Source organism: Geodermatophilus sp. SYSU D00691 (assembly GCF_054050275.1).
Genome location: NZ_JBJGYZ010000008.1, coordinates 117,626 through 131,304, shown reverse-complemented (window position 1 = coordinate 131,304; position 13,679 = coordinate 117,626). Strand labels below are relative to the sequence as shown.

12 protein-coding genes are annotated in these 13,679 nt (G+C 73.3%); 7 read left to right on the top strand and 5 right to left on the bottom strand.

The window, feature by feature from the left end; all coding sequences use genetic code 11:
* Nucleotides 1-120 precede the first annotated feature (120 nt).
* The gene (locus ACI797_RS08400) at nucleotides 121-882 is read left to right on the top strand and encodes a DUF427 domain-containing protein (RefSeq protein ID WP_456858202.1); all 762 of its coding nucleotides are present in this window, start codon (nucleotides 121-123) and stop codon (nucleotides 880-882) included.
* A 72-nt stretch (nucleotides 883-954) separates the two neighbouring features.
* On the opposite strand, the gene ACI797_RS08395 is transcribed toward ACI797_RS08400, so the two are convergent.
* Together ACI797_RS08395 and ACI797_RS08390 are read right to left on the bottom strand one after the other, a co-directional pair.
* A complete protein-coding gene (locus ACI797_RS08395; RefSeq protein ID WP_456858165.1) occupies nucleotides 955-2,697 on the bottom strand; it encodes an MOSC domain-containing protein in 1,743 nt (580 codons plus the stop codon).
* A 99-nt stretch (nucleotides 2,698-2,796) separates the two neighbouring features.
* Complete coding sequence (locus ACI797_RS08390) at nucleotides 2,797-3,084, bottom strand: hypothetical protein (protein WP_456858164.1); 288 nt, start codon at nucleotides 3,082-3,084, stop codon at nucleotides 2,797-2,799.
* 137 nt (nucleotides 3,085-3,221) lie between these two features.
* Here ACI797_RS08390 and ACI797_RS08385 point away from each other — a divergent pair, with 137 nt between their 5' ends.
* Nucleotides 3,222-3,908: an RNA polymerase sigma factor gene (locus ACI797_RS08385; protein WP_456858163.1), complete on the top strand. Its 687-nt coding sequence runs from the start codon at nucleotides 3,222-3,224 to the stop codon at nucleotides 3,906-3,908.
* A 71-nt stretch (nucleotides 3,909-3,979) separates the two neighbouring features.
* Nucleotides 3,980-4,717, top strand: a complete 738-nt coding sequence (locus ACI797_RS08380; protein WP_456858162.1) for an SDR family NAD(P)-dependent oxidoreductase — start codon at nucleotides 3,980-3,982, stop codon at nucleotides 4,715-4,717.
* A 30-nt stretch (nucleotides 4,718-4,747) separates the two neighbouring features.
* On the opposite strand, the gene ACI797_RS08375 is transcribed toward ACI797_RS08380, so the two are convergent.
* Complete coding sequence (locus ACI797_RS08375; protein WP_456858161.1) at nucleotides 4,748-7,027, bottom strand: LuxR C-terminal-related transcriptional regulator; 2,280 nt, start codon at nucleotides 7,025-7,027, stop codon at nucleotides 4,748-4,750.
* 637 nt (nucleotides 7,028-7,664) lie between these two features.
* On the opposite strand from ACI797_RS08375, the gene ACI797_RS08370 reads away from it, so the two are divergent.
* Complete coding sequence (locus ACI797_RS08370; RefSeq protein WP_456858160.1) at nucleotides 7,665-7,871, top strand: hypothetical protein; 207 nt, start codon at nucleotides 7,665-7,667, stop codon at nucleotides 7,869-7,871.
* A gap of 48 nt (nucleotides 7,872-7,919) precedes the next feature.
* Here ACI797_RS08370 and ACI797_RS08365 read toward each other — a convergent pair whose 3' ends face one another.
* Nucleotides 7,920-9,167 carry a cation:proton antiporter gene (locus ACI797_RS08365; protein ID WP_456858159.1) on the bottom strand — a complete coding sequence of 416 codons (1,248 nt, stop codon included), beginning with the start codon at nucleotides 9,165-9,167 and terminating at the stop codon, nucleotides 7,920-7,922.
* A gap of 20 nt (nucleotides 9,168-9,187) precedes the next feature.
* Entirely contained in the window at nucleotides 9,188-10,588 is a 1,401-nt protein-coding gene (locus ACI797_RS08360; RefSeq protein ID WP_456858158.1) for a dihydrolipoyl dehydrogenase family protein, read from the bottom strand.
* 117 nt (nucleotides 10,589-10,705) lie between these two features.
* Here ACI797_RS08360 and ACI797_RS08355 point away from each other — a divergent pair, with 117 nt between their 5' ends.
* From ACI797_RS08355 to ACI797_RS08345, 3 genes are all read left to right on the top strand, one after another.
* The gene (locus ACI797_RS08355) at nucleotides 10,706-10,927 is read left to right on the top strand and encodes a hypothetical protein (protein WP_456858157.1); all 222 of its coding nucleotides are present in this window, start codon (nucleotides 10,706-10,708) and stop codon (nucleotides 10,925-10,927) included.
* Complete coding sequence (locus tag ACI797_RS08350; protein WP_456858156.1) at nucleotides 10,920-11,219, top strand: anti-sigma factor family protein; 300 nt, start codon at nucleotides 10,920-10,922, stop codon at nucleotides 11,217-11,219. The genes ACI797_RS08355 and ACI797_RS08350 overlap by 8 nt, the downstream gene beginning before the upstream one ends.
* A gap of 1,038 nt (nucleotides 11,220-12,257) precedes the next feature.
* A complete protein-coding gene (locus ACI797_RS08345; protein ID WP_456858155.1) occupies nucleotides 12,258-12,890 on the top strand; it encodes a VOC family protein in 633 nt (210 codons plus the stop codon).
* Nucleotides 12,891-13,679: the final 789 nt, after the last annotated feature.

Here is a 13,679-nt window from a genome sequence, read left to right as displayed (position 1 = left end):
CCTGTCCGGCGCAGACACCCCATGACAGGCGCCGGCGCGCCCGGCCGGATCGGAGACGAGACGCCATGGACGACCAGCGAGGAGACGTGATCCGGCCGGCGGAGGCCGACGCCCGGGACCATCCGCGGCCGGCAGCCGAGACGGATCGCATCGAGCCCGCGCCCCGGCGGGTGCGGGCCACCCTGGGGGGCCAGACGGTTCGACACCACGAGGGCGCGATATGTGTGGGAGTTCCCGTACTACCCGCAGTACTACATCCCCCTCGAGGACATCGATCCCCGTCTTCTGGTCGACGAGGGGCGCGACCAGCACCTGAAGCGCGGAACGGCGCGTCTGCACGGGCTTCGTGCCGGTGGCGGGGAGCGCCCCGGCAGCGTCCGGGTGTTCGGGGCCGACGCACTGGACGGGGTCTCGGGCACGGCCCGGTTCGACTGGGACGCCCTCGACGCCTGGTACGAGGAGGACGAGCAGGTGTTCGTCCATCCCCGCAACCCCTACGTCCGCGTCGATGCGTTGCGTTCCCATCGGCACGTGCGCGTCGCGCTCGACGGCCACCTGCTCGCCGACACCAGCACACCCGTGCTGCTCTTCGAGACCGGGCTGCCCACCCGGTGCTACATCGACCGCACGGATGTGACCCTCGCCGAGCTGAGCGCCAGCCCGACGATCACGGCGTGCCCGTACAAGGGCGTGACGTCGGACTACTGGTCGCTACGGGTCGACGGGGACACCCCGAAGGGGTACCGGGACATCGCGTGGTCCTACTCGTTCCCCACCCGCCAGGTACTGCCGATCGCGGGCCTCATCGCGTTCTACGACGAGAAGGTCGACATCGAGCTCGACGGCGTCGTGCTCCCCCGACCGCACACCCGGTTCGTCTGAGCAGGCCGGTGGGCCCCGGACTCAGCCGGCGGCACCACCAAGGCCGCGTCGCCCCCGCGTCGGCTGCTGCTCCTACAGGTCCAGCGTCACGGGCGAGGCGGGCCGAGCACAGCAGAGCAGCACGACATCGCCGCCCGGCTCGTCGAGCGGCTCCGTGACGTACTCGACCGCGCCGTCGACCAGGGAGGATTCGCAGCTGTGGCACACGCCGCTGCGGCACGACCAACGCACACCGACGTCGCAGGCCTCGGCGAGTTCCAGCAGGCTGGCGAATCGCTCCGGATCGCAGGCGGCGGTCACCCCGGCACGGGAGAAGGTGACCGGCCAGCCTGCTGCGGACGGCGGCGACGGTGGGTGCGGGCGACCGATCAGGACGCTGTCGAGGCGAGGATCGGCGCGGGCGCTCGTGCCGGTGCCGAAGGACTCCACGTGCACAGCGGCGGCGGGCAGCCGCAGGTCGGCCAGCATCTGCCGCACCCCCGCGGCGAAGCGCTCGGGGCCGCAGACGTAGGCGGAGAAGGTCGGGTCGACGCCGAGGTCGGCCAGGGCCTCCAGTGAGACGCGCCCGTCGGCGTCCCCGTGCCCGGCGGCCTGCGCTGCGGTGTAGCGGACCTGCCGGACGGCGGCCGGCATGGCCGCCAGCGCGGCGTCGGCCTCGGCCGCCAGGGAGTGCTCGGCCGGGGATCGGGCCACGTGCACCCAGATCAGGCGGCGTTCCGGCCGGACGGCAGCCTGCGCGCGCAGGCACGCCAGCAGCGGGGTCACGCCGATGCCGGCGCTGATCAGCACCACGGGCTCGGTGCCCGCCGGATCGAACCCGAATCCACCCCTGGGCGCCCCCACCTCCACCGTCGCTCCGACGGCGAGCCCGTGCACCAGCCCGCTGCCCCGGCCCTCGCGCTTGACGGACAGGCGCAGCTCCGGACCGGCGGGAGCGGACAGCGAGTAGCTGCGCACCACGGGCCCGGCCTCGTCGCGCAGGCGCACGGGCACGAACTGGCCGGGGAGCCACGACGGTGCGCCTGTGCCGTCCGCGGGGGCCAGGTGCACCGACAGCACGTACGCCGACTCCCGGACAAGCCGCGTCACGGTGAACTCCCGGAACCCGGGATACGCCGGCCGGGCCGCCGGCTGCGCGGCCAGCCCCGGGTTGCCCGGGCGGTCGCCCGCGGTGAGAACCGCCCGGAACGACCCTCGCCAGCCCTCCGGCAGGGCGGGGATGTCCAGGGCCGCGCGCAGCGACGCCTCGTCGCGGTCGGCGGTGTACAGCAGGTCGGACACCCGCCGCACGCTCAGGCCCCGCGGATCGCGGTGCACCACCCGGATCGGGTCGCCCGCGCCGACCTGCCCTTCCTGCAGCACCCGCAGGTAGAACCCGGGCCGCCCGTGGCCGGTCAGCAGCGAGGGCATCCGCGATTCGCCGAGCCGGATGCCGACCTTGAAACAGGTGACCCGCGGCTGGGTCACCTCGAACACCGCCGTGCCGACAACGAGCCGGTCCCCGATGCAGACCTCGTCGTCCGAGAGTCCGTCCACCGTGAGGTTCTCCCCGAACGTCCCTGCTTCCGGCAGCGTGCGCCCGAGCTCCCGTTCCCAGTACGCATAGGAATCGCGCTGGTAGACGAACACCGCCCGGTGCTCCCCGCCATGACCCGCCAGGTCCGCCTGCGCATCTCCTTCGACGTTCAGGCGCGCCACAGCGCGTCGTCCGGTCGCCGGGCTCTTCCAGATCGCGGTGCGGACCACCCGGCCCCGCCAGGTGACCTCCCGCGGCTGCCCGACGCACACCGCCAGCAGCTGCCCGGCGGGTCCCATGCCTGCACTGTCCCCCTCCGACGGGGACCGTTACAGCTCGGGCCTCGTCGAACCGGGCTGGGTGAGGCACGGCTCGTCGCAGGACGGCGGGATGGCCGGCTACGGCATCGAGCCCCGGGTGGAGAACGTACCGGCGTTGGCCGGCGCTGGCTGACCTCGGCCCACCACCGGGGGCGGCACGACGTCGCACGACTCCAGCGCCAGTAGTTCCAGGCCGAGATCCCGGATGCGGTCGAGGACCCCGTAGAGCGCGGCGGGGTCGATGCACACCCCGGACAGCGCGGTTCGCCCCTCGTCGACGCCGGCGAGGCGCAGCGGCTCGAACGCCGGGGCGAGGCGCTCGGTGAGGACACCCTGAACCGTGATCCGGTAGTACCGCTCGGGCATGCCGCCAGCGTGCTCCGGAGGGACGCCGGGGCCATCCACCCCGCGCCGATCTCACCCGGGTGAGATCGCCCGGAGGGGGAGGTAGACCGCCCCTCTGCCGCGCGAGGCTCACCACCAGCCGGCCCGGGGAGGGACAGATGTCTTCGCACAGCCGTCACGCGCTGCTCGTCGACGAGGACACGGAGCTCGACACGGCCGTTCCGCACACCGATGCGGAACTGGTCGCCCGACTGCGCGCCGGTGACGCCGACGCCTTCGCCGCCATCGTCGACGCGTGGTCGCCGGTGATGTTCTCCGTCGCCCGCCGGTACGTCCACGACCGGCAGGCAGCGGAGGACGTGGTCCAGGAGGCCTGGCTGGGGGTCATCAGCGGGCTCCCGCGTTTCGAAGCACGCTCCTCGGTCCGCAGCTGGGCATTCTCCATCCTGATCAACCGGGCGAAGAGCCGGTGGGCGCGGGATGCGCGGGTCGTGTCCTCGGCCGGCCTGACCGGTTCGGGACCGGCGGGTCCGACGGTCGACCCGGCGCGGTTCCAGGGGCCGGACGGCGCCTATCCCGGGCACTGGACCTCGACCGGCGGACCTCGTCCCTGGGGCCAGCCCGAGCGGAGGATCCTCGACGAGGAGATCGGTGTCCTGCTGGAGCGCGCACTGGACCGGCTGCCAGAACGACAACGGCTCGTGGTCCTGATGCGCGACGTGCACGGCATGTCCGCCGAGGAGACGTGCGCGGCACTGCAGCTGTCACCGGGCAACCAGCGGGTGCTGCTGCACCGCGGCCGCGCGGCGCTGCGGGCGCTGCTCGAGGACTACTACCACGGCTGACGGCTGGTCCATTCTGGCGACTCCAGCCTCACGACGACGGCGGAGCCACGCTGACGAGCCCGGGAGCGCCCATGGACGACCTGGCCGGACAGGCCGTGCTGGTCACCGGGGCGGCGTCCGGGATCGGCCGGGCCAGCGCGCTCGCGTTCGCCCGGGCGGGCGCTGCGGTCGCCCTGCTCGACATCGACGAGGACGGCCTGGCCGCCACCGCCGACCTGGTCCGCTCCTCGGGTGCGCAGGCCGAGGCGATGGTCGTCGACGTGACCGATCTCGCCGCCGTCGCGCAGGCGGTCGCCGGGGCGGTGGAACGCTTCGGCCGGCTGGACGCCGCGCACAACAACGCGGGGGTGGCCGGCCCCTTCCTGCCGCTGGACCAGTACCCGGCCGAGGCGTTCCTGCGGGTCCTGCAGGTGGATCTGATCGGCGTCTGGCACTGCATGCGCGCCGAGATCGCGCACATGCGCCGGCAGGGCCGCGGAGCCATCGTCAACACGTCGTCGATGCTGGGCGACGCAGCCATGCCGGACAACGGCGCCTACATCGCCGCCAAGCACGGGGTCAACGGGCTGACCCGGGCCGCGGCGGTGGAGCTGGCCGGGGTCGGCATCCGGGTCAACGCCCTGGCGCCGGGCGTCACCCGGACCGGGATGACCTCTGCGGTCAGCGCCGAGCTGCTGCAGCGGGTGCCGCTGTCCCGGATCGCCGAACCGGAGGAGATCGCCGCGGCGGCGGTGTGGCTCTGCTCGCCGCAGGCGAGCTACATCACCGGCGCCGTCCTGGTCGCCGACGGCGGGTGGCTCGCCGGCTGAACTCCTGGGCCGCTGAGTGCGCGCTCGGGATCAGAGCAGGCCCAGCGAGCGGGCGCGCAGCACCGCGTCGTCGCGGGACTCGGCGCCGAGCTTGCGGTAGATCGCCCGCAGATGCGTCTTCATCGTGTTCGGGCTGACGAACAGGGACCCGGCCATCTGCCGCTGCGACATCGTCGTCGGCAGCAGCGCCAGGATCGCCAGCTCCCGCTCGGTGAGCCGCTCGGTCGGCGCCGCAGTGGTCGGCCGCTGCCGGCGGGCGCGCTGCTCGCGGCCGAACCAGTCCCGCACGGTCGGGCCTGGGTCGGCGCAGTCGCGGAGCACCGCGGCGGCGGCATCCAGCCATCGCTCGGCGTCCGGGCCGTGGTCCGGTCCAGCGCGCCGCGCCGCCTCCGCCGCTGTGGTGAACGCGGCGGCCTGCTCGACCCGCCCGGCGCCGCGGCCCGCCAGCTCGGCGGCCGCGCCGGAGTGGCTGGCCGCATCCGCCCACCGGCCGCGCACCATGGCCAGCCGCGCCGCGGCCAGGGCGGGGAACATGGCGACGAAGTGGGTGTCGACGCGGGCGTCCGCCACGGCGGCGTCGGCCCGGCCCAGCGCGTCCTCCGCCGAGCGGAGATCACCGGTGAGCACGGCGACCAGCGCCTGGGCGCCGAGGGCGTAGGTCTGGGCGAGCCGGTTGTCGGTGTCCTCGGCCTGGGCCGCGGCGCGGTGCAGCCGCTCCGCGGCCTCGCGCAGATCGCCCAGCCACAACGCGCAGACGCCGCTGACCAGGTTCTGCACGGTGATCAGGAAGGGATCGGCGGGCCAGCCGCGCAGAGCAGCGAGCTGCACCGCGGCCCCCGGCACGTCCCCAGCCTTGAACGCGTGCAGTACCCGGAGCACACCGACGTGCACGTCGTCGGCGGCCGCGTGCTCCGCTGCGGCGAGCGCGGCGCCGGCCTCGTCCAGCCGCCCGCGGTCCATGTGCAGCCAGACGCGGGCGACGGTGAGCCGGGGGTCGCCGGCCACCTGCGCGGGAGGAAGGGCGTCCAGCCAGCCCTGGACCGTCTGCAGATGGCCGAGGTTGAACTCGGACCGCCACCCCTGGGCGATCAGGGCACCGGCCAGCCCCAGATCGCGTGCGGCGACGGCGTGCCCGATCGCCTCACCGGGGTCCCCGTGGTCCCTGAACCACTCGGCGGCCCGCCGGTGCAGCGCGGGCGCCGCCTGCCCCGAGCGTTGCAGCTCGTACCGCAGCAGGTCGCGGAACAGCTGGTGGTAGCGGAACCAGCGGCCCTCCTCGTCCAGTGCGGTGAGGAACAGGTTCGCCCGCTGGATCTCGTCGAGCAGCCGGACGGCGTCGCCCCGGCCGGTCACCGCATCCGCGAGCGGTGCGCACAGCCGCGGCAGCACCGATGTCTGAAGCAGGAACTCGCGCGTCCGCGGGGGCAGGGAGTCCAGCACTTCCTCGCCGACGTAGTCGACGATGTGCCGGTCCGCACCGGTGAACCGGTCGACGAAATCGACCCGGGCCTGCCGGTCGGCTCGGTCGGCCAGGCGCAGAGCGGCCAGCTGCAGCCCGGCCGCCCACCCCTCCGTCCGGGCGACGAGCCGCTCCACCTCGTCGGCCGAGAGCTCGGTCCCGGCAGCGCGGTCGAGCATGCGCGCCGCCTCCTCGGCGGTGAAGCGCAGCTGCTCGGCGCGGATCTCCACCAGGGCGCCGGCCACGCGCGCCCGGCTCAGCGGCAGCGGTGGATCGGTCCGGGAACAGATGACCAGATGCAGCGCGGCCGGCGCGTGATCGAGGAGGGCGGCGACCGACCGGTGCACCGCCGGGCTGGTGACGGCGTGGTAGTCGTCCAGGACGACCAGCAGGTCACCCCGGCTGTCAGCCAGCTCGTTGACGAGCAGCGGCAGGACATCCCGATCGACGTCGGCACCGGCCGCATCCAGCCGGCGCAGCGCGGCAGATCCGACCCGGGGGTCGGCCTGCTGCACGGCAAGCAGCAGGTACCGCCAGAAGCGAGCCACGTCCCCGTCCGCAGCATCCAGGGACACCCATCCGCTGGGGACGCCGGACCCGCGCAGCCACTGGGCGACCAGCGTGCTCTTGCCCCATCCGGCCGGTGCCACCACGAGGGTGATCCGGGCGTCCAGCGCGCGGCTCAGCCTGTCGTAGAGCCGTGGCCGCTCGACCGGGCGCGTGCCGAGAGTGGGAGCGAAGAGCTTGGTGGCGATGATCGGTTCGGCGGCGGCCTCGCGCGGCACAGGGAGCAGCACCCGGTCGCCGTGCGTGCGCGACGAGGGGCTCTCCGCCACCGAGGAGAGCCTCATGACCGACATCCGCTCCTTCCCCGGCCCACACCGCTCCGGGGCCTCCGGAGGGCCGCCCTCAGCCTGGCAGGGGGGCCGACGGCTGCGGTAGGGCCGTCCGGCACGGGCTCTCACGCGACGGGGCGCATGACGATGGCTGCTTCCAGGTCGTGGTGACCACGCGGACCAGCTGGCACCGGGTAGGCCGCGCACGTGCTCGCCACGGGCCTGTTCGCCGCCCGTCGTGGCCGACGAGCTGCTGGTGATCCGTGACGGGAACGTTCGTTCTGAGCCGTTGACCACGTTGGGCAGTGCGGCGCGCTTCGCCGGTGTGGAACTGGGGGGCTGCGCGACAGCTGTCCACGGCCACCTCACCCGCCCCGGATGCGCCGCTGCCGATCGAGCCGGTGCCCCGGCCCGAGCGCCTCTACCTCGGTCTCGTGCTGGAGGCGGTCGACCACGGCTGCTCGCTCGGCAACTCGGCGACGCAGGAGCCCGATCTGCACGTGGGACCGCACGAGGGGCCGCCCAGCAGCCGCGCCTTCTGGAACACCTCGTTCGGCGCCACGGCGGCCGCCTCACGGATCAGCGACACGGCGGACACGGCCGTCGTCTTCACGCAGGGACGCAGGCGGGTGCTCGAGGACCGGAGCAGGACGTGGAGGGTCTGCAGGACGAGAAGGCACTGGTCAACGGCGGAAGCTCCCGGATCGGCCAGGCGATCGCCATCCGCCTGGGCGCGGAGGGCGTCGCGATCGACCACATCGGCCCGCCCGACGGCCTGCTCGTCCCCGTCCGCATCGAGCCTGCGCACCCACCGGGGTCTTCCAGATCGCCGTGTCGACGTGCCGTCCCCGTCAGGTGACCGTCCTCGGGCGGCCGACGGACACGGCGAGCAGTCGCCCCGGCAGGCTCATCGACGAGCCCGTGCGGTCACCGGCGGCCGCCCTCGGGCCCGGCCGAACCGCGGCTCGGGCACCGGCAGGGCCCGCGGACGGCTCAGGACGCCGAGCGCGGCCGCGGGGAAGACCAGCACCGACAGCAGCCCGGCGAACACCAGCGCCGTGGCGGTGGTGGCGGACAGCCGGCCGGTCTCCGTGCCGATCTGCGCCGCGGTGACCAGGAACGGCAAGGACGTGGCCTGCAGCAGGCCCGCGGCGACGGCCCCGGCCCGCCCGAGAGCGCGTCGGTACAGCACCGCGGGCAGACCCCGGACCACGAGCAGCGCGATCAGGAAGACCGGCACCTGCAGCAGGGCCGTCGGCTGCTCCAGCAGTCCGCGCAGGTCCAGCCGCGCGCCGCTGCTCACGAAGAACACCGGGATGAGGAAGCCGTAGCCGATGGCGTCGAGCTTGGCGCGGAACCGGGGATGGGTGGAGGAGTCGCGGTCGACCAGCCCGACCAGCGCGCCGGCGAGGAACGCCCCGAGGATGAGCTCCAGGCCCAGCCGCTCGGCGAGCGTCACGAAGGCGATCAGCAGCAGCACCACGAGCCGGATCCGGATCTCGGCCGTGGTGTCCTGCAGCCGCACCAGCACATCGCCCAGCCGCGCCGACATCCGCGCCCGACCGACGCCCAGCGCCAGCACGACGACCAGCACCCCCAACCCGGCCAAGAATCCGGCCGTCGTCCCGGCGCTGCCGCCGGCGGTGGAGAACAGCAGGGACAGCAGCACGATCGCGGCGAAATCGGCGACCGACGCCGCGGCGATGGTCGTCTGCCCAACGGCGTCCCCGGCGCGGCCGGCGTCCTTGAGGACCGGGACGACCAGCCCGAGCGACGTCGCCGTGAGGGCGATCGCGAGGAACAGCGGCGCCGACGTCCAGCCGGCCGCCTGCGCCCCGACGCCCACCAACACGGCGAGCACCAGGCTGACGCCGTACCCGAGGCCCGCGACCCCGAGCAGCCGCCCGCGCAGCCCGTGCAGGTCGATCTCCAACCCGGCGAGCATCAGCAGGAAGGCGAGGCCGAAGAGGGACAGCACCTGGACCGGGAGGTCCACCTCGACCCAGCCGAGCACCGACGGGCCCAGCACCACGCCGGCGACGATCTCCAGCACCACGGCGGGGACGCGCAACCGCGGCGCCCAACCGAGGGCGAACGGGACTGCGGCGGCGACGCCGGCGATGATCAGCAGGTTCGTGAACGAGACATCGGGCACGGGGGCCTCCGGATCGAAGGTCAGAGTCCGGCCGCGTCGAGGGCCTGCAACCAGACCTCGGCGACGGTGGGGAACGCCGGCACGGCGTGCCGCAGTTCGGGCAGCGGGATGCGGCCGGCGACCGCGACGGCGGCTGAGTGCAGGAGTTCCTGCACTCCGCTGCCGGTGATGGTGGCGCCCACCAGCGTGTCGGTCGCCTCGTCGACCACCAGCCGCGTGGTGCCCTCCAGCCCCTCGCCGAGCACGTACGAACCGGGGACGGCGCCGGTGTCGACGTCGAGCACCCGGACCGCGATCCCGCGCTGCTGCGCCTCGGCCACGGTGAGGCCCACCGCGCACACCTGCGGATCGGTGAAGGTCACCCGTGTCACGATGTCCAGACTGGCCCGGTCCCGGACGTCCCGGCCGGTGATGACGTCGGCTGCGATCCGTGCCTGGTACTTCCCCATGTGGGTCAGCGGCGCCAGCCCGGTGCAGTCCCCCACGGCGTACAGCCAGCCGCCGGGGACGCCGGTGGCGCGGAGCCGGTCGTTGACCTTCACCGGCCGCCCGGGCTTCAGCCCCACGCTGCCCAGCCCGAGGTCGTCGGTGCGCGGGCGACGACCAGTGGCCACGAGCACCTCGTCCGCGGTCATCTCCTGGCCGGTGCTCAGCGTGGCCCGCACCGGTCCGTCCGTGCCGTCCCGTCGGACGGAGGTCAGCCGGGTGCCCACCCGGATCGTGACGCCCTCCTGTTCGAACGCCGTCCGCACCTGCTCGCCGGCGAAGGGCTCCTCGCGGGGCAGCAGTCTCGGGCCGCCCTCCACCACGGTCACCTCCGCGGCGCCGAGCCGGTGGAACGCCTGCGCGAGCTCCAACCCGACGGCCCCGCCCCCGAGCACGAGTAGCCGCCTGGGCACCTCCTTCGCCGCCGTGGCGGCCCGGTTGTCCCACGGGCGCACCTCGGCCAGCCCTGGCACCGGCGGCAGCACGGCGCTGCTGCCCGTGGCCAGCACGACGGCCCGACGGGCCGTCACCCGCGGGCCACCGTCCACCTTCACCTTGCGAACGCCGGCGAGCCGGCCGATGCCACGCAGCAGCCGCACGCCGTGGTCGGCCAGCCAGCGCTCCTGACCGGCGTCCATCCAGTGGGAGGTCATGTAGTCCCGGCGGGCGAAGGCCGCGGTCACGTCCACCACGCCCATGAGGGCCGCGGCGGCGCCGGGCACCCGCGCGGCCGACGCGAGCGCCTCGCCCGGCCGGAGCAACGTCTTGCTCGGGATGCACCCCCAGTAGGAGCACTCCCCGCCGATCAACTCCCGCTCGACCAGCACGGTTTCCAGGCCACGGTCGGCGCAGCGGCCCGCGACGACCTCCCCCGCGGGCCCGCCCCCGATCACGACGACGTCGACCTCGAGCTGGGCGGGCTGGATCTCGGACATGCGGCCTCCTCGGACTCGGTGCCGACGTCCGCCGTCGGCCGTCCGGCGTTACGCGTAACGGGCGGCCGATCGGCGGGACCACAGGAACGAGACTCGCTGGTCCCCCGGGAGATCCCCATGAGCTCCACGCCGATCGCCGACCGGCACTCCTGCGCCCTGGTCGACCGGGCCGGCACCGTCCAGTGGCTGTGCTGCTCCCGGTTCGACGGCCCGGCGCCCGACGCCGGATTCCGCTCGCACCTCGAACCGGGCGCCGCCACGGCTCCGCTGGACGGCGGTCGCGGGAGGCTGGAGCGCGCGTGCCGCGGTGTCGCGGGGGAAGGAGAGCACCGTGGATGAACCGCCGGCGTCACGACCCACCACCGACCGGGACGTCGTGGAGATCGCCTGCCAGGAGTTCGTCGAACTGGTCACGGAACATCTCGAGCGGACCCTCCCCCAAGACGTCGAGAACGCCATCGCCGCGCACCTCGAGCTGTGCGAGCCGTGCCGCACCTACCTCGAGCAGATCCGCAGCACCGCTGCCTCGCTCCGAAGCCTGCCCTCCCCCACGCTCCCCGAGCCTGCGCGGAGACGACTTCTCGAGGTCTTCACGACCCTGCACAAGGACACCCACGGCGCGAGCCCGTAACGGCCCGGGAGGGGCGCTTCCCCTCCGCTCGGCGACACGACGCCGGTGCACGTGCCAGCCGGCTGGGTCCCAGCAGTCTCGACGGCCGCGTGCTGGCGCTCACCGGTGCGCTCATGACGAGCAGCGACGAGCAACGGGAGTCGATCATGAACACCTACGACCCGGCGGACTACATCACCTACGTTCTCGTGGATCGACAGCACCGCCCATCCGTCGACGCCCCACCGAGCGAGGCGATCGAGAACCACCTGCCCGAGGGGTACCCGAACGCGTCCCCGAAGACGCGCCTGCGGAGCCGCGCTGGGATCGGGGCCTCCCACGTCCATGAGCAGCCTCTCCCGAGACTTGCGGCTGGTATCGATTCCGGGCGACACCATGGGGCACGGCGGGTCAGCGGTACGGCATGAGACGGGACACGTGCGCGTGGCAGTCCCGGTGACTGCAGGTCGGAGCAACAGCGAGGAGCCGTTCCTTCGAACGACCGCCACAACACGCCCATGTGACCGGCTCGCGAAGCGAGGCGCCGGTGGGGCGCTGCGTGTCACCGCGGGCGGGGTTTCGGCGTCCAGGGCGCTCACGGCGCGTCCGCGAAGGGGTGGCGCAGTTCGTCGGGACGCAGGCGGCATCCCGAGGAGCAGTCGTACTCCTCCGGAACCAGCTCCGCCGACTCACCACTGACCCACACCACTGTGATCCAGCCGACGCCTGCACGCCTTCCGCATCTCGGGCACTGCTCTCCAGGTCACCCAGTCGCTCATGGATGTCACCCCCGTGCGAACAGCGGGCCGCTGCTGGCCCACGACAGTGGCACCGGCGCTCCACTGGGCTTTGGCGCCTAAGAGGGAACTTCCCGCCGTCGAACGGTTCCGTTCGGGGCTGTTTCGGGGTACAACGTCGTGGCCTTGCCCGCGGCCGAGAGCGTCCGTCAAGGGGGTTGGAAGAACGTCGCCGGCAAGGCCTGCGCCTGAAGCCCTGGGTACTCGACAGGCAGTATCGCTCGCAGGACGCCGATCCGGCGTGGAAGCGGGGTAGCCCGTGATGCAGCGGACCGAAACCGGGCACGTCGACCACGTGTTGCTCGGCGTGCGCGACCTCGATGCCACCGCAGCCCGGCTACGGCGTGACTTCGGCTTCCATGCCAGCAGCCGGGCCGTGATCGACGGCACCGGCTGGGCCAACCGCGCCATCCCGCTGGGGCGGGGCAACTACCTCGAGCTGATCATGGCGCACAACCCGCAGACGCCCGACGGGGCCGCGCTGGCGGCGCTGGTGCGCGACGGTGATCGGTGGCTGGCCTGGGCCGTCTGCCTCGACGACGTCGCAGCCGTGGCCGCCCGCGCCGGGGTGGCACCGACCCCCGGCTCCCGGGGCGGCGCCAGCCATCCGCTGTGGTGGACCGTCCAAGCCGACCCCGCCCACACGACCAACGGCTTCCTGCCCTTCTTCATCACCTACACCCGAGATGCCGACACCGCCCACCTGGAACCACGCCACACCGGAGCAGCCGCATCCGTCGACGGCATCGCCGTGCTCGAGCTCAGCGGACCCGGCCCTGAACCCATCACCGAGTGGCTGGGCTCGCTGCCACCCGAGGTCCGCATCACGCCCGGGCCGCCCGGGATCCAGGCCGTGCAGGTGAGAACCGGCGACGGCGCCCTCCGCCTGGCGTGAGCCCGTTGGTTGCCACGTTCCCGCCAGCAGGGTGCCGGTCGCGGCTCCACCACGATGCGACTTCGTGGAGCTGGGGCGGCTGGTGACGCCGACACTTCCAAGCCGGCCATGCGGGTTCGATTCCCGTCCCCCGCCCCAGGCATCACCGCAGGTCAGTCGTCTTGTCGGGCCGACTGGAGAAGGTCTGGAGAAGCCTTCGGACGGCCCGGTTGACCCCTTTCAAGACCCCTGTTCTCCGCTGCGGGGTCATGAATGGGTCACGCGCGCATCGTGAAATCCCCTGGCGACGCGCCTCTCGAGTCGCCCGATGCGTCGCCGTGACCCAGTTGGGTCATGGCCACGCGCCGACCTCCTCCCACTGCCCTCGGTGTCGCGCCACCAGTTCCCGCACACTGCCAGGGCGGCTTGAGGCAGTCCCGGCGTGTTCGTCCTGGTTCCTCCCGGCAGATCAGAGAGTTGGCCGACCGTCCACGAACCCTCGCGGACAGCCCCGAACACCGCTTCTTGGCCACCACGGTGGCACCACCAAAGAGCCGCCTGACGAGAATGCAGGGCGACCATCCAGATGGATCGGGGGCCATCCCTGAAGCCGTTCACGCAGGCCACTCTCTCGTGCCGACTTGGTTGAAAGCACTGCCAGAACCGGTCTGATGGTCTCGTTCAGTGCGGCGATCCGCTGACATCTGGCTCACACGGGCGGTGTGAGGGCGCACGGCGATCAGGCCGCTGCGACTGATCCACCTCGCCGTCCCGTGAGCAGTGACACCCACCTGACCCCCGCCTACGGTG